The 17,526-nt window shown below is 62.4% G+C and carries 16 protein-coding genes and 1 pseudogene; 7 read left to right on the forward strand and 10 right to left on the reverse strand.

Features of this window, described 5'->3' with window-relative positions:
- Positions 1-357: 357 nt before the first annotated feature.
- The gene (locus tag AC1Q6J_RS18310) at positions 358-1,368 is read left to right on the forward strand and encodes an OmpA family protein (protein ID WP_492280711.1); all 1,011 of its coding nucleotides are present in this window, start codon (positions 358-360) and stop codon (positions 1,366-1,368) included.
- A 254-nt stretch (positions 1,369-1,622) separates the two neighbouring features.
- On the opposite strand, the gene AC1Q6J_RS18315 is transcribed toward AC1Q6J_RS18310, so the two are convergent.
- From AC1Q6J_RS18315 to AC1Q6J_RS18325, 3 genes are all read right to left on the reverse strand, one after another.
- The gene (locus AC1Q6J_RS18315; RefSeq protein ID WP_492280632.1) at positions 1,623-1,898 is read right to left on the reverse strand and encodes a hypothetical protein; all 276 of its coding nucleotides are present in this window, start codon (positions 1,896-1,898) and stop codon (positions 1,623-1,625) included.
- A 1-nt stretch (position 1,899) separates the two neighbouring features.
- Positions 1,900-3,237 (reverse strand): argininosuccinate synthase, encoded by a 1,338-nt coding sequence (gene argG, locus AC1Q6J_RS18320; protein WP_492280633.1) that lies wholly within the window; start codon positions 3,235-3,237, stop codon positions 1,900-1,902.
- A 226-nt stretch (positions 3,238-3,463) separates the two neighbouring features.
- Positions 3,464-4,300: a phosphatase PAP2 family protein gene (locus AC1Q6J_RS18325; protein ID WP_492280634.1), complete on the reverse strand. Its 837-nt coding sequence runs from the start codon at positions 4,298-4,300 to the stop codon at positions 3,464-3,466.
- A gap of 131 nt (positions 4,301-4,431) precedes the next feature.
- Here AC1Q6J_RS18325 and AC1Q6J_RS18330 point away from each other — a divergent pair, with 131 nt between their 5' ends.
- A complete protein-coding gene (locus AC1Q6J_RS18330; RefSeq protein WP_492280635.1) occupies positions 4,432-5,043 on the forward strand; it encodes a 2-hydroxychromene-2-carboxylate isomerase in 612 nt (203 codons plus the stop codon).
- Here the strand turns inward: AC1Q6J_RS18330 and AC1Q6J_RS18335 are convergent, their stop codons facing one another.
- From AC1Q6J_RS18335 to AC1Q6J_RS18345, 3 genes are all read right to left on the reverse strand, one after another.
- Positions 5,044-5,514, reverse strand: coding sequence for a hypothetical protein (locus AC1Q6J_RS18335; RefSeq protein ID WP_492280636.1), 471 nt, complete (start codon positions 5,512-5,514; stop codon positions 5,044-5,046).
- Between the two features lie 175 nt (positions 5,515-5,689).
- Positions 5,690-6,988: a 23S rRNA (adenine(2503)-C(2))-methyltransferase RlmN gene (gene rlmN, locus AC1Q6J_RS18340; RefSeq protein WP_492280637.1), complete on the reverse strand. Its 1,299-nt coding sequence runs from the start codon at positions 6,986-6,988 to the stop codon at positions 5,690-5,692.
- A gap of 174 nt (positions 6,989-7,162) precedes the next feature.
- A complete protein-coding gene (locus AC1Q6J_RS18345; RefSeq protein ID WP_492280712.1) occupies positions 7,163-7,780 on the reverse strand; it encodes an invasion associated locus B family protein in 618 nt (205 codons plus the stop codon).
- Positions 7,781-8,101: 321 nt separating this feature from the next.
- Here AC1Q6J_RS18345 and AC1Q6J_RS18350 point away from each other — a divergent pair, with 321 nt between their 5' ends.
- Entirely contained in the window at positions 8,102-9,076 is a 975-nt protein-coding gene (locus tag AC1Q6J_RS18350) for an NADPH:quinone oxidoreductase family protein (protein ID WP_492280713.1), read from the forward strand.
- 205 nt (positions 9,077-9,281) lie between these two features.
- On the opposite strand, the gene AC1Q6J_RS18355 is transcribed toward AC1Q6J_RS18350, so the two are convergent.
- Together AC1Q6J_RS18355 and AC1Q6J_RS18360 are read right to left on the reverse strand one after the other, a co-directional pair.
- The gene (locus AC1Q6J_RS18355) at positions 9,282-9,659 is read right to left on the reverse strand and encodes a YkvA family protein (RefSeq protein ID WP_492280638.1); all 378 of its coding nucleotides are present in this window, start codon (positions 9,657-9,659) and stop codon (positions 9,282-9,284) included.
- A gap of 120 nt (positions 9,660-9,779) precedes the next feature.
- Positions 9,780-10,079, reverse strand: a pseudogene (locus AC1Q6J_RS18360) (4a-hydroxytetrahydrobiopterin dehydratase); the annotation flags it as partial.
- Between the two features lie 178 nt (positions 10,080-10,257).
- Here AC1Q6J_RS18360 and AC1Q6J_RS18365 point away from each other — a divergent pair.
- From AC1Q6J_RS18365 to AC1Q6J_RS18380, 4 genes are all read left to right on the forward strand, one after another.
- Positions 10,258-11,718 carry a TAXI family TRAP transporter solute-binding subunit gene (locus AC1Q6J_RS18365; RefSeq protein ID WP_492280639.1) on the forward strand — a complete coding sequence of 487 codons (1,461 nt, stop codon included), beginning with the start codon at positions 10,258-10,260 and terminating at the stop codon, positions 11,716-11,718.
- Positions 11,719-12,048: 330 nt separating this feature from the next.
- Positions 12,049-13,872 carry a translational GTPase TypA gene (typA, locus tag AC1Q6J_RS18370; RefSeq protein ID WP_492280640.1) on the forward strand — a complete coding sequence of 608 codons (1,824 nt, stop codon included), beginning with the start codon at positions 12,049-12,051 and terminating at the stop codon, positions 13,870-13,872.
- A gap of 123 nt (positions 13,873-13,995) precedes the next feature.
- Positions 13,996-15,237 (forward strand): flavin monoamine oxidase family protein, encoded by a 1,242-nt coding sequence (locus tag AC1Q6J_RS18375; RefSeq protein WP_492280641.1) that lies wholly within the window; start codon positions 13,996-13,998, stop codon positions 15,235-15,237.
- A gap of 57 nt (positions 15,238-15,294) precedes the next feature.
- The gene (locus tag AC1Q6J_RS18380) at positions 15,295-15,492 is read left to right on the forward strand and encodes a hypothetical protein (RefSeq protein ID WP_492280642.1); all 198 of its coding nucleotides are present in this window, start codon (positions 15,295-15,297) and stop codon (positions 15,490-15,492) included.
- A gap of 14 nt (positions 15,493-15,506) precedes the next feature.
- Here the strand turns inward: AC1Q6J_RS18380 and AC1Q6J_RS18385 are convergent, their stop codons facing one another.
- Together AC1Q6J_RS18385 and AC1Q6J_RS18390 are read right to left on the reverse strand one after the other, a co-directional pair.
- Positions 15,507-16,409, reverse strand: coding sequence for an HNH endonuclease (locus AC1Q6J_RS18385; protein WP_492280643.1), 903 nt, complete (start codon positions 16,407-16,409; stop codon positions 15,507-15,509).
- A gap of 77 nt (positions 16,410-16,486) precedes the next feature.
- Positions 16,487-17,416, reverse strand: coding sequence for an alpha/beta hydrolase family protein (locus AC1Q6J_RS18390; RefSeq protein WP_492280644.1), 930 nt, complete (start codon positions 17,414-17,416; stop codon positions 16,487-16,489).
- Positions 17,417-17,526 lie beyond the last annotated feature (110 nt).

A 17,526-nucleotide genomic window follows, 5' to 3' on the forward strand; every position in this document is an offset into this window, starting at 1 on the left:
CAGCGTCCACCGGGTGCGCCTCCGGTGGCGCCCGGCGTGCGTGACGTGACGCCGCCACGTCCTGACGGCGCGCGTCCGGCTGCACCGGGTGTCGCGCCGGCGCCTGCTCAGCCGGGAACCGCTCCGACCACCGCCCCGTCAGCGCCAACCACCACGGCTCCGGCAACCCCCGGCGCGACACCTCCTGCAACGCCTGGTGCAACACCTCCTGCGCCGGGACAGCCGCCCGCTCCGGGACAGCCGGGCTTCGGTGATCGCCGCGGCCAGCGTCAGGGTCCGCCTCCGGGTCTTCCTGCCGGCACGCCGACAGCACCGGCCACGGCTCCTGTTGCCGCGCCGCTGCCTCCGGCACCGGCGATTCAGGCAACGCCGATCCCGGTCCAGCAGCCGGGCGCGCGCCCGGCCGGACGTATCGATGACTTCCGCGGCCAGCGTCAGCAGACCACGGAAGGCGGCCGCACGGTTATTCGCGAGCCGGGACGCGTCATCGTTCAGGACCCGAACGGACAGTCCTTCGTCCGTCACAACGACGTCGATCGTTTCCGCTACGGCGCGCGCGACGTGCGCGTGACACGTGATGGCAACGACACCCGCACGGTCGTGGTGCGGCCCGACGGCACGCAGATCATCACGGTCAACGATCGCGATGGCAGACTGCTCAGGCGCATCCGCCGCGACGAACGCGGCCGCGAGGTGATCATCATCGACAACCGGCGCGGACCCGGCTTCGGCGCGGGCCTCGCCGCCGGTGTGGTTGCCGGCGCCATCGGCGGCTACTTCGTCTCGCTGCCGCCGCCGGTCCTGCGCATTCCGGAGAACCGCTACATCGTCGAGGCGGAAGATGCGCCGCCCGAGCTGATCTACGACACGCTGATGGCGCCTCCGGTGGAGCGCATCGAGCGGCCATACTCGCTCGATGAAATCCGCTACAGCCCCTCGGTGCGCCAGCGCATGCCGAGCATCGATGTCGACAGCATCAACTTCGAGACGGGGTCGTGGGAGATTCCGCCGGATCAGGCTGCGAAGTTGCAGGCCATCGCCGACGGCATCAACCGCGCGATCCAGCGCAATCCGCAGACCGTGTTCCTGATCGAGGGACATACCGACGCGGTCGGCAGCGACGTCGACAACCTGTCGCTGTCGGATCGCCGCGCTGAATCGGCGGCCACGCTGCTCACCCAGCAGTTCAACGTGCCTGCCGAAAACCTCACGTCGCAGGGCTACGGCGAGCAGTACCTGAAGGTGCCGACGGATGGACCGGAACGGCGCAACCGCCGCGTCACCGTCCGCAATATCACGCCGCTGCTCAACGGCGGTCAGGCCTCCCTGCCGGCACCGCCGGCGGGCACCGCGCCGCCGCGCCGCTAACACAGGGCGAATTGAAAAAGAAACGGCCGGGAAAATATCCCGGCCGTTTTTGTTGATACAGCGTTCACAAGATCGTCATTGCGAGCGAAGCGACGAAGCAATGCACTCGCTCCACCCCCAATGTCGTCCCCGCGAAAGCGGGGACCCATCACCACAGGCTTCACATTGTAGCGCGAATGTTGAACCATCTCGCGCAAACTCCCGCGACAAGGAGTATGGGTCCCCGCTTTCGCGGGGACGACACGGAGGATTATTCAGGTCCGCCTGATCTCCGACGGCGCGATCAGAATAACCTTTCCCGCAACATCGCCCTTCATGCGCAGCGAAAACCCGCGCTGCAGATAACCTTCGATCTGGTCTTCCCGGACCGACAGCTGATTCTTGGCGTGATGCTTCACATCGCCAAGAGCGGGATCAGCAACCCGGTAAAGCCCGTTGGGATAGCGATGAGGAGAGAATATCTCTCCATCCGGCGCGATGTGCTCCCAGCCCATATGCAATCCCGCTTCCGGTTGGGCGCCCCAGTGCATTTCAGCTCTTGTCGCTGTCGAGTTTGGGAATGTGAGAGCCTTCGCCGGCCGACAGCAAGCCCGTCTTTGTGTAGAGATCCAGCTTGCGGCGCGTATCGGAAATATCGAGGTTGCGCATGGTCAGCTGACCGATGCGGTCGCCCGGCGTGAACGGCGCGTCCTCGACCTTCTCCATGCTCAGCCGCTCCGGCGCATAGGTCAGATTGGGGCTTTCGGTGTTCAGGATCGAGTAGTCGTTGCCGCGGCGCAGTTCGAGCGTCACCTCGCCGGTGATCGCGCGCGCCACCCAGCGCTGCGCCGTCTCGCGCAGCATCAGGGCCTGTGAATCGAACCACCGGCCCTGATAGAGCAACCGGCCAAGCCGCATGCCGCTGATCCGGTATTGCTCGATGGTGTCTTCGTTATGGATGCCGGTGACGAGACGTTCATAGGCGATGTGAAGCAGCGCCATGCCTGGCGCCTCGTAGATACCGCGGCTCTTCGCCTCGATGATCCGGTTCTCGATCTGGTCGCTCATGCCGAGGCCGTGCCGTCCGCCGATGGCATTGGCCTCATAAAACAGCGCGACAGGATCTGCGAACGTCTTGCCGTTCAGCGCAACGGGCTGACCTTCCACAAATCGGATCGCGACCTTCTCAGCCTTGACGGCGCAGTCGTCACGCCAGAACGGAACGCCCATGATCGGATTGACGATCTTGATGCCGCTGTCGAGGTGTTCGAGATCCTTCGCTTCATGGGTGGCGCCGAGGATATTGCTGTCGGTCGAGTACGCCTTCTCGGCGCTCATCTTGTAGGCGAACCCGTGGGCGGTCATGAACGCCGACATTTCCGCGCGGCCGCCCAGTTCGTCGATGAACTGCTGGTCAAGCCAGGGCTTGTAGATCCGCAACTCCGGATTGGTCAGCAGTCCGTAGCGGTAGAACCGCTCGATATCGTTGCCTTTGTATGTCGAGCCGTCGCCCCAGATGTTGACGCCGTCTTCCTTCATGGCCGCAACCAGCATCGTGCCGGTCACGGCGCGGCCGAGCGGCGTGGTGTTGAAGTACGCGATGCCGCCGGTCGAGACGTGGAAGGCGCCGGATTGAATGGCGGCAATGCCTTCGTGAACCAGTTGCGTCCGGCAATCCACGAGGCGCGCCTTCTCGGCGCCAAACTCCATCGCCTTGCGCGGAATCTCGTCGTAATCGGCCTCGTCAGGTTGGCCCAGATTCGCAGTGTACGCAAAGACGCGGGCGCCTTTTTGCTTCATCCAAAGCAGCGCCGCGCTGGTGTCGAGCCCGCCCGAGAAAGCGATGCCGACATTTTCCCCCTTGGGAAGGCTCTTCAGAATCGTACTCATGGAACGTCCATTCAGGCAATTTCATTGGGCGGTCTGGATGCGCGATGAACAACCTCGCGCGGACGGGAACGCGCTTCCAGATCGGCCTTCTATAGAAAGATCGGCGGGCAATGGGAAGGCCAGCTAGCAGACACTTTCGTCGTCCCGGCGCAGGCCGAGACCCATCCTCCCTGTCAAGGCCACTTGAGCGAAATGGTGATTCGATATTTCGAGCCAAACCGAGGAGTTAGGGGTTATGGGTCCCGGCCTTCGCCGGGACGACATCGATTGTGTTGTCAGCACCCGGCCTGATACGCGGCGAACCGCCGACATCGCGGCCAAGCCGCTTCTGCCGCCAGCGATAACCCGGCCAGGCGAAGCGCGTCAGCCAGGCGTCGATGCCGTAGTCCGTCAGCCGCGTCGACGGCCAGCGGTAGATGAAGGCATACGCCAGCCAGATCACGATGAACGACACCGTGCCGGAGAACAACACATCGGTCAGGAAATGTCCGCCGAAGGACATACGAAGACCGCCGGTGAGCACGCCGAAGGCGGTGGCGGCGACGTAGGCCAAAGGACGCCATGCCGGCGGCGTCAACGCGGCGGGCGCATAGGTCCAGAATGCGGTGGCGCCTTCGCCGGAGAAGAACGAACAGTTCTTCTGACAAGCGCCGCGCGGGTCCCACCACGGCTTGAAATCGAGCTTGCCGTTGAACTCCGTCACCACCACGGGGCGCGGGCGGCCCCAGTAGCCCTTGAAGACGACGTTCGACAGCACGATCGCCGTCAGCAGCATGGTCACGGTCAGGAACACCATGGCGCGCCCGGAGATCATCAGCGGCTTCACCGGACGGATCAGCTTGACCACCAGCGACACCAGCGCGGGCATGACGAGACCCCATGCGATCCACATCGCGCCGTCACGGGCGATCGCAGCCCAGGTGCTGGATTTCAGCGGAAAGGTTTTGGTGGTCGCGTCGTAAAAGAATGCGGCGACCTTCAGATCGAGTTCGGGATAAAGGCCGAACAGCAACCCGAAGACCACCGAGATCGCGAGCGCGATGAAGAGGCCGGTCCGGTTCATGGCGGGGGTTTAGCCGAGCCGGCAGGAGAATAAAAGTGGCCACACGCCGCATTCCGGCGGCCTGCCCGATCCGTGCTAGGATGCAAACAACACCGCAAAACAAGATTTGAAAGCGGGAGCTTCCCAAGACCATGCCCAAGCCCGTTCTGGATTTCTGGTTCGATTTCGCCTCGGTCTATTCGTTCCTGTCCGCGACGCGCATTGCGCCGCTGGCCGATGCCGCGGGTGTTCAGGTGCGGTGGCGGCCGTTTCTGCTCGGGCCGATTTTTGCCACGCAAGGAATGAAGGATTCGCCGTTCAATCTGTTTCCCTTGAGGGGCCGGCACATGATCCGCGACGTGAAGCGCACGGCGGATGAAATCGGCGTCGGCTTCCAGTGGCCGGATGTGTTTCCGCAATCGGCGGTGCTGGCGAGCCGCGTCGCGCTGGTGGGACTGAAGGACACCTTCAAGAATTCCTGGGGCGAGGATTTCAGCCGCGCGGTGTTCCACGCCGAGTATGCCGAGAACCGGGTGATCTCGGAGCCGCATGTGATCGCCGAGATCCTGACAAAACTGAAGGTGCCGGTGGATGCGACATTCGCCGGCGCGCAGGCCGACGAGATCAAGACGGAGCTGCGCGAGCTGACGGCGGAAGCCCAGCGGCGCGAATTTTTCGGCGCACCGACCTTCACCACGCAGGACGGCGAACTGTTCTGGGGCAACGACCGCCTCGAGCAGGCGCTGCGCTGGGCGACGAAATAGTTATTTGGGCAACGGCGGCAACGATGGCGGAGGCGGCGGCGCTATACGCCACGCGCCGGCATTGCGACCCGCGATCATCCAGTAGATCACGCCGCCGAGAATCCCCGCACCGACCATCACTTCGAGATGCCGCCGGATGATGCCGTTGAAGGTCATGTTCACGGTATCGAACGGAATGAACGCGAGATAGCAGCACAGGCCCGCGAGCCCGCCCGCGACGGCGTAGGCGAGAATGTGCCGGATCGAGAACGCTTCGGTGACCAGAGCCATGATCAGCGCGGGCATCAGCGCGAAACCGCTGACAAGGACAAAGCCGAATCCGAGAATGAGATTGATCGCGCCCTGATCGAAATCGAGCGACACGTCGTTCATCTCCGGAAAGAAGATCGCGTAGATCACCACCGCACCGGCAACGAAACATGCGGCGAGAAATCCAAAGAAGATCGCGAACAGCCGTCCGATCACTGCCATGGGAAGTTCGGCCCCTTGTTTCGGTCGTCAGTTGGATTCGTCCGATCTTCACCGTCATTCCGGGGCGCCGCGTTGCGGCGAACCCGGAATCCACGCCTGCGTTCCAAGCTGGATTCCGGGCCTGCTCCCTTCGGGCGCATCCCGGAATGACGGCGGAGAGATTGCGCCATTGCTCTCAATCCGTCATTGCCATGGCGCGCAGCGCCTGACGTTCGCGCGCGGACAGTTTCTCGGTTTCCGACTTGAGCTGTCCGCAGGCGGCGAGAATGTCGCGGCCGCGCGGCGTGCGCACCGGCGACGAATAGCCCGCGTTGAAAACGTATTCGGAGAATTTCTCGATCTGATCCCAGTCCGAGCACTCGTACTTGGTGCCGGGCCATGGATTGAACGGAATGAGATTGATCTTGGCCGGAATGCCCTTGAGCAGCTTCACCAACAGCCTGGCATCGTCCAGCGAGTCGTTGACGCCCTTCAGCATCACATACTCGAAGGTGATGCGGCGCGAGTTGGACGATCCGGGATAGGCGCGGCAGGCGTCCAGCAATTCCTTGATCGGATATTTCTTGTTCAACGGCACCAGTTCGTTGCGCAGCTCGTCGCGCACCGCATGCAGCGAGATCGCAAGCATCACGCCGATCTCGTCGCCGGTGCGCGCGATGTTCGGCACCACGCCGGAGGTCGAGAGCGTGATGCGACGGCGGGAAATGCCGATGCCTTCGTTGTCGGACACGATCAGCAGCGCGTCGCGCACCGCGTCGAAATTGTACAGCGGCTCGCCCATACCCATCATCACCACGTTGGTGACAAGGCGGTTACCTCTATTCTCCCCTCCCCCCTGTGGGGCGGGGGTGGGGGTAGAGCCACGAACGCCAGAATCCTGACTGGAGTTACCCCCCTCCCCGACCCTCCCCCGCAAGGGGGGAGGGAAAGAAGAAGGCCAGTCGCCGAGGCGATCGCGCGCCACCATCACCTGGCCTGCGATTTCACCGGCGGTGAGATTGCGCACCAGTCGCTGCGTGCCGGTGTGACAGAACGAGCAGTTCAGCGTGCAGCCGACCTGCGATGACACGCAGAGCGTGCCGCGGTCGGTTTCGGGAATGTAGACGCACTCGACTTCGTGCGGACGCTCGGAGGCGTGACCGCTCGGCAGACGCAGCAGCCACTTGCGGGTGCCGTCATTGGAGATCTGTTCGGCGACGACTTCAGGCCTGTCGACGGTGAAATGCTGCTCAAGCTCGGCACGCATGTCCTTCGACACATTGGTCATGTCGGCGAAGCTCTGCGCGCCGCGCACATACATCCAGTGCCAGAGCTGCTGCACGCGCATCTTGCGCTGGCCTGAAGCGACGCCGATTTCGCCGAGACGCTGCGCCAGTTCCTCGCGCGACAGCCCCACCAGCGAGGGCTTCGCCGGTGGCACGTAGGTTTCGAGGGCTGTCTTTTCGAGAACGCCGGACGTTTCGGTCTTAGTCATATCGATATGTGTCTCGGGAAGATTGCGGCGGCACAAGGCCGGGCGTGATGGAACCCTTAAGTCCCGCAACCCGCTATATAGAGCCAATACCGGGCAATTGCGACCGTCTTTAACGCCGTATGTCCCGCGCGCGGCGCACGACCCTCTCCCCTTGTGGGAGAGGGGAAGGAAAACTTAGCGGCGGCATTCCTGCGCCAGCTTGTCCAGCGCCTGGGCGAGGCCCTTTAACGGGAACGTGTCGGTGGTCTCGGTGCCCTTGGCGGAGACGCCCTTCACCGTCGCATCCGCGCCTTTGCGCAGCGCGTCCACCAGCCGGTCTTCCTCGGCCGCGTTCTTGATCCAGAGCCCGTCGCCCTGCGAGTACATCGCAAAGCGCGAACCGCCGACTTCCACGGACCCCTCGGAGCCCGGCTTCAGCGAATAACCGATCATGATCGAAACTTCATTCGACACTTTCTCGGCGGGACGCGTCGAGATGAATGCGTAGGACGGATCGCGCGGGCGGTTCGGCGGATTGGTTTTCGACGACGCCGGCTTGGCAAGCGCGAAACAGACCTTCTTGCCGTTCGGCGTCGCGGTGTAGGCGCCCCAGGTGCCGAATTGGCCGATCAGCGACGGCTCGGCATTTCCGGCCGCGGCAGGCGTTGCCGGTTTCGCGGGCGCGGCACTCTTCGGCGCGGGCTTGGCGGGCGCGGCTTTCGGCGCAGGCTTGGCTGCCTTGGATTGCGCAGTTTGGGCGGATGCAACATTTGCAAAGCCGACAACCGGCAATGCCGCCACCAGAATTACCATCGCTCGCTGCAAGGACATCACCAAAACTGGTTCCTTCAATATTGTGACTGCAAGATGGCTCGCGCTTCCGCGCGGACGTGCAATAGACCCCAAACCGCTTGTTGGAAAGTTAACCCACCACCGCTGCGCTTTGCCGCATCCGTCCGGAAGTGAGCCACAGCCGGAATGGCGGCGGACCGCGCAGGTGTCTTTCCGAAAGCGCAGTGTTTCAAACATAGTTACATCCCGCAAGCATCATCGCCAGTCCGCGATTCAGATTGTAGGGCCGCGCCAAATCCGGCAAGAAGTCCACCTGTTTCCATGAACTCTTCAGGTGTCTCGATGAAAGCCATTCTCTGCTCGGAATACTGCGGCCCCGACGATCTCGTCCTGAGCGATATTCCCGATCCGGTCGCGGGACCCGGCGAAGCCGTGATCGCCATCAAGGCGGCGGCGCTGAATTTCTTCGACCTCTTGATGATTCAGGGCAAGTACCAGATCAAGCCGCCGTTTCCGTTTTCTCCCGCCGCGGAAATCGCCGGCGTGGTCGAAAGCGTCGGCGCAGGCGTCACCGATCTCAAGCCGGGCGATCGCGTCGCGGCGTCGTGCGGCTTCAACGGCGCGCGGCAGAAAATCGCGATCCCTGCATCGCAGGCCGTGAAGATTCCGGACAATCTCGACTTCGACCGCGCCGCAGGCGTCATCGTGATCTACGGCACGGCGCTGCATGCGCTGGAGGATCGCGCCGATCCGAAGCCCGGCGAGACGCTCGTGGTGTTCGGCGCAGCGGGCGGCGTGGGACTCGCAGCCTGCGAACTTGGCAAGGTGCTGGGACTGAAGGTGATCGCGTGTGCTTCGTCGGATGAGAAACTTGAATTCGCCAAAAAGCACGGCGCTGATCTGACCATCAACTACGCCAAGGAAGATCTGAAGGAAGCGCTCAAGCGGGTCGGCGGCGAGAAAGGCATCGACATCGTGTTCGATCCGGTCGGCGGCAGCTACGCTGAAGTCGGCGTGCGCTCGCTCGGATGGAAGGGACGTTTCCTGGTGATCGGCTTCGCCGCCGGCGACATTCCGAAGATCCCGCTCAATCTCGCGCTGCTCAAGGGCTGCGACATTCGCGGCGTGTTCTGGGGCGCGCACATGAAGCGCGAGCCGAAGCAGGGCCGCGCCGCCCTCGAGAAGCTGATGAAGTGGGCCGCCGAGGGCAAGATTTCATCCCATGTCGACAGCACGTTCCCGCTGGACAAGACCACCGAAGCGCTCAAGGTGCTTGCCGAACGCAAGGCCATGGGCAAGGTGATCCTGCATCCGTGATGTGAAGCGAACAATTGACCTCTCGACGTCATGGCCGGGCATAGCCGTTCGAAGAACGGCGTCGCTTTCGCTCGCCTATGTCCCGGCCATCCACGTTTTTAGGAGAGTTCAATCAGGAAGACGGCGTGGATGCCCGGCACCGCCGACAAGTTTATGCAGTCTGCGACTGCTATGGCCTGGCATGACGAGTTGAGATCCGCCAGACTTAGCCGGCGCTCTCATCCAGCCCGCGCGTCAGCGCCGCATGCGCGGCCTCGCGGTGCTCCGGCGTGATGTGGCTCGCCACCATGCGGATCGCGGTCGCCAGCACCGCGGCATCGTCGGTGAAGCCGAGCACCGGCAGCATGTCGGGAAGGAAATCGAACGGCAGCACGAAATAGGCGATGGCGCCGAGCAGCGCCGCCTGCACATGGCGCGGCGTCTCGCGGTCGAACGCGCAGTAATACGCAGCGAGCAGGTCCTCGGCGAACGGAAGCCTGGTCGCGACGCGCTTGATCTTGAGCCAGAAATTCCGGCGCACGTGCTCAGGATCTTCCGCGAGCTTTTCAGCCCGTTCAAAATGCGCCGTGTCGTCGGAGGCCATGGTGAATTTCCCCTCGGGCGGCCTGTCAGCGCCGCAGCCTTTACGTAGGGATCGCTCACGTCATCGCAAGATGATGAAACATCGCAAGCCGCCCATCGCGAAGCCCGCCCCCGGACATGCTCATCCCGCGATCCTGTCCATCGCCTCAGCCAGCGCGATATCGCGCGCGGTCACGCCGCCCGCATCGTGGGTGGAGAGCACCACCTCGACGGTCCTGTAGACATTGCGCCACTCCGGATGGTGATCGCTCTTCTCGGCCACCAGCGCGGCGCGGGTCATGAAGCCGAACGCCTCGTTGAAATCCCTGAATGTGAACGTCTTCGCGATGGCGTCGCGGCCGGGCACCTCCGACCAGCCCTTGAGCCTCAAAAGCGCCGCGCGCCGCGTCTCCGCCGATAACCGCTCCACCATGTTGGCCTCCCTATCACCTGAACTTTACAGCCGCCCCCTTGCCTTCCCAAACAAATCCCAACAGCAATGGGTTCACCCGGTCACGGAAAAGCCGCTCTCGGGCCGCTAACCATGGCGAACTTGGAACCTGCGAATAGGCCCGCAATCTGGTATGATTGCGGACAGACGCCGGGAGGCGTGGTAACCCATGGGCTTCAGCGACATGTTTACCCGATCGATGGCTTCGGAGGCGCCCCGGCCGGCGGGCTCATCTGCGCCCAGGCCGCACAAGATGAAGGCCGTTCTGGTCGTTCTTGCCGCGGTGCTGGCGACCGTCGCCGCCGTTGGCGCCGTGACCTACTACCTGAACCGCCCGGTCAATCTGCGGATCGCGGTCGGGCCTCCCTACAGCGATGACGTCAAGGTCGTTCAGTCGATCGCGCAGATCTTCTCGCGGGACCGGAAGTATATCCGGCTGCGCCCGATCGTCACCGACGGGACGTCCTCGAGTGCCGCGAGCCTGAACGCAGGCACCACCGATCTCGCCGTCATTCGCGGCGATATCGCGCTGCCGAAGGACGCTCAGGCGATCGCCAGCATCCGCAAGAATTTCGCAGTGCTGTGGGCACTGAACGGAAGCAGTAAGAAAGGCGCCATCAAGAAAATCGAACAGCTTGCCGGCAAGCGCATCGGCGTCATCGGCCGTACCCAGGCCAACGTCAATCTGCTGAAAGTCATTCTCACGCAGTCTGGCGTGGATCCCGACAAGGTTCAGATCGTCCAGTTCACCACCACCGGCTTCGCCGAAGCGATCAAGAACGAAAAGCTCGATGCATTCCTCGCCGTCGGTCCGCTCAACAGCAAGATCACGGCCGACGCCGTCGCAGCGACCACGCGCGGCGGCAAGGAAGCCACGTTCCTGTCGCTGGATACGGCGGACGCCATCGCGCAAAAATATCCGGTTTATGAATCGGGCGAAATTCCCGCCGGATCGTTCGGCGCGAAGCCTCCCCGGCCCGATGACAAGATCGACACCATCACATTCGCGCACCACATCGTCGCGCGAAAGTCGCTGTCGGAAGCCACCGCGGGCGCACTGACGCGGCAACTGTTTTCAATCCGCCAGACCATCCAGAGCGAATTCCCGCAGACCGCGAAGCTGGAAACGCCCGATACCGACAAGGACGCCGCGATCCCCGCGCACCCTGGCGCCGCTGCCTATGTCGATGGCGAGGAAAAGACCTTCCTCGACAGGTACAGCGATTACATCTGGGGCAGCCTGATGGCGCTGTCCGCGCTCGGCTCTGCCGGTGCGTGGTTCGCAAGTTATCTGCGCAAGGACGAGCGTGTCACCAACTCCAATTTGCGCGAGCGTTTGCTGGAAATGCTGACGGCGGCGCGCAAGACCACATCCATCGACGAGCTTGACGCCATGCAGGCGGAGGCCGACGAGATCATGCGCGAGACGCTGCATTGTTTCGAGGACGGAGCGATCGAGGAAGGATCGCTGACGGCGTTCAGCATCGCACTCGAGCAGTTCCACAACGCGGTGGCGGATCGCAAGACGTTCCTGCTCGACATGGCATCGAAGGACTCGGCATCGAAGGACCCGGCGCCGAAGGACCCGGTACCGAAGGACACGCGCCATGCGCGCAGCCAGGTGGCCTGAGCGCGATTCGAGGACGTTTTGCGCGAGGTTTATCCAGACGGGCAGGACGCCCCCTGACCGGCCGGCACATTCGGCCCATATGACATTTTGAAATAGGGCCGATGTGGCCCTTTGGGCCGTCATCTCGGCCCCAAAATGGACCGATAAAATGCCGTCCGGGCCGTTGTTTTTCGGCGAATTCTGACTATATTGCGCCGCAATGAGTGCCCGTGTGCCCGGTTCTTTTGGACCGGGCACCGCGTTTTTTGGGCCTTGCGCGCATGACGACATCGGACATGCACTCAGCCGCATCTGCGGCGCCGCGCCCCATAGCTGGAAGACTTAAGACACATGAATTTGCGAAACATCGCCATCATCGCCCACGTCGACCACGGCAAGACCACGCTCGTCGACAAGCTGCTCCAGCAATCCGGCACCTATCGCGAGAACCAGCGGCAGGTCGAGCGCGCGATGGATAGCAACGACATCGAGCGCGAGCGCGGTATTACGATTCTCGCCAAATGCACCTCGGTCGAGTGGGAAGACACCCGCATCAACATCGTCGATACGCCGGGCCACGCCGACTTCGGCGGTGAGGTCGAGCGCATCCTGTCGATGGTCGACGGCGTGATCGTTCTCGTCGACGCCGCCGAAGGCCCGATGCCGCAGACCAAGTTCGTGGTCGGCAAGGCGCTCAAGCTCGGCCTCAAGCCGATCGTCGCGATCAACAAGGTGGACCGCCCCGACGCGCGCGTCACCGAAGTCGTCAACGAAGTGTTCGACCTGTTCGCTGCGCTGGATGCCACCGACGATCAGCTCGACTTCCCGATTCTCTACGGCTCCGGCAAGAACGGCTGGATGGGCAACAGCGAGACCGAGAACGACAAGGGCATGAAGCCGCTGTTCGATCTCGTCATCAAGCATGTCGCCCCGCCGGTGGTGGAAGAAGGTCCGTTCCGCCTGCTCGGCACCATCCTCGAAGCCAACCCCTATCTCGGCCGCATCATCACCGGCCGCGTCGCGTCGGGTTCGGTGAAGCCGAACCAGGCGGTGAAGGTGTTGTCGCGCGACGGCAAGGTCGTTGAAACCGGCCGCATCACCAAGATTCTCGCGTTCCGCGGTCTCGAGCGCCAGCCGGTCGAACTCGCCGAAGCCGGCGACATCGTCGCCATCGCGGGCCTCACCAAGGGCACCGTCGCCGACACGTTCTGCGATCCTACTGTTGAAACGCCGATCCAGGCGCAGCCGATCGATCCGCCGACCGTGTCGATGTCGTTCATCGTCAACAACTCGCCGCTCGCCGGCACCGAAGGCGACAAGGTCACCAGCCGCCTGATCCGCGACCGCCTGCTGCGCGAAGCCGAAGGCAACGTCGCGCTGCGCGTGGTCGAAGCCGCCGACAAGGATTCGATGGAAGTCTCGGGCCGCGGCGAATTGCAGCTCGCGATCCTGATCGAGAACATGCGCCGCGAAGGCTTTGAACTGTCCGTGTCGCGTCCACGCGTCGTTCTGACCAAGGATGACGACGGCAAGATTCTGGAGCCGGTCGAGGAAGTCGTCGTCGACGTCGACGAGGAATTCTCCGGCGTGGTCGTGCAGAAGATGAGCGAGCGCAAGGCCGAGATGATCGAGATGCGCCCGTCCGGCGGCAACCGCCTGCGGCTGGTGTTCTACGCGCCGACCCGCGGCCTGATCGGCTATCAGGGTGAACTGATGACCGACACGCGCGGCACGGCGATCATGAACCGCCTGTTCCACGACTACCTGCCCTACAAGGGCGAAATTCAGGGCCGCCGCAATGGCGTGCTGATCTCCAACGAGCAGGGCGAAGCCGTTGCCTACGCCATGTTCAAGCTGGAAGATCGCGGCCCGATGATGATCGAGCCGGGTTGGCGCGTCTATCGCGGCATGATCGTCGGCGAACACACCCGCGAGAACGATCTCGAGATCAACGTGCTCAAGGGCAAGCAGCTCACCAACATCCGCACCACCTCGAAGGACGAAGCGGTTCGCCTGACGCCGCCGATCCGCATGACGCTGGAAAAGGCGCTGGCCTATATCGAGGACGACGAGCTGGTCGAAATCACGCCGAAGTCGATCCGCCTGCGCAAGCGGCATCTCGATCCGAACGAGCGCAAGCGCGCCGAGAAGTCCAAGGAAGCGCTGGTCGGCTGAGAGAGAGATAAGCGAATGGCGAGTAGCGAATAGCGAGTAGCTGGAAGGCTCTCGCTATTTTGCTATCGAGCCTTTCCTTGTTTGCCCTTCTCTATTCGCCATTCGCTACTTACTATTCGCCTTATGCCCCTTCCTTCCGACATCGATGTTGCGATCATCGGCGCCGGCGCCGCCGGCCTCGCTGCCGCGCGTGCGCTGGAAAATTCAGGACTGTCCGTCCTCATCCTCGAAGCGCGCGAGCGCATCGGCGGCCGCAGCCAGACCGCGATTCTGCCCGGCGGCATCGTGTTCGATGTCGGCTGCGAGTGGCTGCATTCCGCCGACAAGAATTCGTTCGTGGCGATCGCGCGCGATCTCGGCTTCGCGATCAACGAGACGCGCCCGCGCTGGCGCGAGCAAAGCCTCAATGCCGGGTTTCCACCGCAGGCCCGCGAGGAATTCCTCGCGGCGATGGACGCGTTCGACGCCCGTGTCGGCGCCGCGTCCGATCTGCCGCAGGATACACCCGCCAGCAAATGGCTCGAACCCGGCAATCGCTGGAACGCACAGATCGATGCGATCAGCACCTACATCAACGGCACCGAGCTCGATCGCGTCTCGACCTATGACTTCGACGCGTATGAAGACACCGGCATCAACTGGCGGGTCCGCCGTGGCTATGGCGCATTGATCGCGGCCTATGGCGCGCCGTGTCCGGTGGCGCTGAACGCGAAAGTCACGCTGGTCGATCATTCCGGCGCGCGCGTCAGGATCGAGACCTCGCAGGGGACAATCTCCGCGCGCAAAGTGATCGTTACCGCACCGACCGACCTGATCGCCAATGAATCGATCCGCTTTCATCCGCCGCTGCCGGACAAGGTGAGTGCTGCGGCCGGGCTGCCGCTCGGCCTCGCGGACAAGGTCATGCTGGCGCTGGACGATCCCGACGCGCTGCCGAGCGACGGGCATCTCTATGGCGCGCTCGATCGCGTCGGCACCGGCAGTTATCACCTGCGTCCGATGGGCCAGCCCTGCATCTCGGGATTTTTCGGCGGCACATTCGCACGCGAACTGGAGAACGCCGGAGACGGCGCGCTGGCGGCGCAAGCCATCGACGAACTGGTCATGCTGCTGGGATCGGATTTCCGCCGCAAGCTGACGCCGCTTGCGGAAACCCGCTGGGCGCACGATCCGTTCGCACTCGGATCGTACTCACACGCATTGCCGGGCCACGCCGACGACCGCGCGGTTCTCGCCGCACCCGTCGACGACCGGCTGTTCTTTGCGGGCGAAGCAACCTCGCCGAACTTCTTCACGACGGCCCACGGGGCACAGGAAACCGGCGTGCGCGCGGCGGGGGAAGTGGTGGATATTGCGATTACTTGACAGACTTACGACTCTATCTTGTGATGGGCGCTGATCGTCCAACAGCACGAGTCCACCATGAGCCTGAACGAAACACTCTTCTCATTCAAGGACTGGCGCAGCGCTGTCGATCACTACCTTCAGGATATTTACTGCATAACAATCGTCGATGCCGGAATCGACGATGAGCGACTAGCTAGCCATTGGACATCGCACGACACGCCCAGCGAATTCGTAAAGTGGTTCGGAACCAAGTACGATCTCGACTCAAAATGAGATGTGGCTGAAACTTACGCGCCTTTGAAGATGTTATCGCGGTGAAACTTCAAAAAATGCGTATTTGGATGAAGAGTTTGATCATTTGGAAGACTAAGCGTGCGATCTTGATTTATTAGGCGCAACGCATCGTCTGGGACATAGTTTTTGGCGATGAGAATGCGATAATCGTCGCCAACCGACACCAGTCCTCGGTCGAACATCCAATGAACCGTGCCAGACAGCGCCAATCCGTTCCTTACAGAATCTGGTCCATTTGATGCGACAGGTTGGATGTGAGCTGCTTGAACTTCGGGTCGACCGCCCCCGTTTATCAATCTCAGGCCCGTGATCGCACATCGATTTGCATAAGCCGCACGGACATTGTGCATAAATGACTTTTCTCGAAACGGGCGAGATATGGTCATTTCAACAATCGGCCGAATAAACGGCTCAGGCGGTTCAGAGAAGCCTTGTGCAGGATTTTCTGAGACGGCTGATTGTTCTGCCAAGATTGGCGCGAAGCCCGCTTTCAGAATGCGATCAAACTCATCGTCGGGGACGAGGCGTACAGCGCGTCCAAATGCCCCTTTATTGGTGCTGCCATCTTCCTTCTGTAGAGCACTTTCATAATAGACCGAGCTTTCGGAAAACGGCACCGGCCTGTCGAAGTCTAGATAGTCGCCCACAAGCGCATAGTAGTGATCTGGCTGCTTTTCGTCCTCAACAATTGATTTGACGCGCGCAACGCCGAAGTACGACTGGCGCCCCCCAATACTCGATAGATCTAGGCTTGATCGACGCGGTTCGTAGTAAACGACATGATCGCCGACTGCTTGTCTGGCGTAGTTGAGGTATGTCTTCGGAAAATGATACCGGACCTCAGGTAGGTCATCATAGCTTGACGTCACCTTCGTGGTAAAAACTGCTTTTGCCATAAACTGTCGACCGAATCGGCCTTACGAACGTGATACAGAAGGTGACATTTAATACGCGAGTATACTTGTGTCGTCGATCATTGCTTCTTCTTCGCGCTCGTTCCCTGCGCGACCGGCGCCTGAACATTCAATTCCGCAGCATTGGCAAGAATCGATTCCATCACCCCCTCCTCCCGCGCTTCCGCCAGCCAGTGTCCTTCCTTGCCGAACGGCGGCAGCACCTGAAAATCCACCTTGTCGTCGCCGGCCTCGATGAAGGCATCGGCCAGCTTCTTCGAGAACTCCGGCGGAAAATATGAATCGTTTTCCGCCACCAGCCACGTCACCGGCACTTTCGCGTCCTCGCCGAATTCCTTCGCCGCGGCGATGAGTTTCTCCGGCGCGCAGATGTTGTTCGCGCGATCATCCTTGCGGCCACCGCGCCCCGGCGCGAACACCACGATCGACGAAATGCTTTTCGGACCCTGATCCGCCAGCGCCAGCGCGCCCCAGCCTCCCGCCGAATGCCCGACGATCACCGACGCGTCCTTGCGGATGAACGGCTGCGTGCGCATGAAGGCGAGCGCGGCCATGATCGCTTCGCCGGTCGAGCGCGCCGACATCGCGTATTCGGCGTTGTCGCAGCCTTCCTGGTCTTCGAGATAGGGTCCGCCGGTCTTGCCGTGGCCGAGCCGCTGCGGCACCAGCACCGCGAAGCCGCGCGCCACCAGCGCCGCCGCGAGCGCCGGATATTCCGGCTGCGGCATCTGCGCGCGCGCCAGCCGGTTCTGCGTCGAAGCATGGGCGATCACGGCGAGACGGAACGGGCCCTTGCCGGCGGGGCGAAACAGAACGGCTCGCGAAGGTGTGATCTGGTCCTGCGTCGGCACCAGCCAGTCCTGACGCCGATTCGGCGCTGCTTCGCCGCCTCGCGCGCCCAACTGATTCTCGCCCCAGACGGGTGTTTGCGGCAAAAGACCAACCGCAAGAAGCAGGATGGCCATCTTGAACAATGCGTTTTTTGTCATCTGCGACGATCATTGCCCGCCGCCGACAGCCAAGCCAAGCGGTTTGCAGCGTCTTCCTGTCCTCTTTCGGGACAACCCCGCCTTTGACCTGATGCAAAAAGCCCACATAT

This window comes from Afipia sp. MLSD5-FHT05B12, from assembly GCF_058793355.1.

Coding starts and splice junctions, on each gene's coding strand:
- AC1Q6J_RS18315 (WP_492280632.1), bottom strand. CDS start 1,898: ATGCACTGGGGCGCCCAACCGGAAGCGGGATTGCATATGGGCTGGGAG.
- argG (WP_492280633.1), bottom strand. CDS start 3,237: ATGAGTACGATTCTGAAGAGCCTTCCCAAGGGGGAAAATGTCGGCATC.
- AC1Q6J_RS18325 (WP_492280634.1), bottom strand. CDS start 4,300: ATGAACCGGACCGGCCTCTTCATCGCGCTCGCGATCTCGGTGGTCTTC.
- AC1Q6J_RS18330 (WP_492280635.1), top strand. CDS start 4,432: ATGCCCAAGCCCGTTCTGGATTTCTGGTTCGATTTCGCCTCGGTCTAT.
- AC1Q6J_RS18335 (WP_492280636.1), bottom strand. CDS start 5,514: ATGGCAGTGATCGGACGGCTGTTCGCGATCTTCTTTGGATTTCTCGCC.
- rlmN (WP_492280637.1), bottom strand. CDS start 6,988: ATGACTAAGACCGAAACGTCCGGCGTTCTCGAAAAGACAGCCCTCGAA.
- AC1Q6J_RS18345 (WP_492280712.1), bottom strand. CDS start 7,780: ATGGTAATTCTGGTGGCGGCATTGCCGGTTGTCGGCTTTGCAAATGTT.
- AC1Q6J_RS18350 (WP_492280713.1), top strand. CDS start 8,102: ATGAAAGCCATTCTCTGCTCGGAATACTGCGGCCCCGACGATCTCGTC.
- AC1Q6J_RS18355 (WP_492280638.1), bottom strand. CDS start 9,659: ATGGCCTCCGACGACACGGCGCATTTTGAACGGGCTGAAAAGCTCGCG.
- AC1Q6J_RS18365 (WP_492280639.1), top strand. CDS start 10,258: ATGGGCTTCAGCGACATGTTTACCCGATCGATGGCTTCGGAGGCGCCC.
- typA (WP_492280640.1), top strand. CDS start 12,049: ATGAATTTGCGAAACATCGCCATCATCGCCCACGTCGACCACGGCAAG.
- AC1Q6J_RS18375 (WP_492280641.1), top strand. CDS start 13,996: ATGCCCCTTCCTTCCGACATCGATGTTGCGATCATCGGCGCCGGCGCC.
- AC1Q6J_RS18380 (WP_492280642.1), top strand. CDS start 15,295: ATGAGCCTGAACGAAACACTCTTCTCATTCAAGGACTGGCGCAGCGCT.
- AC1Q6J_RS18385 (WP_492280643.1), bottom strand. CDS start 16,409: ATGGCAAAAGCAGTTTTTACCACGAAGGTGACGTCAAGCTATGATGAC.
- AC1Q6J_RS18390 (WP_492280644.1), bottom strand. CDS start 17,416: ATGACAAAAAACGCATTGTTCAAGATGGCCATCCTGCTTCTTGCGGTT.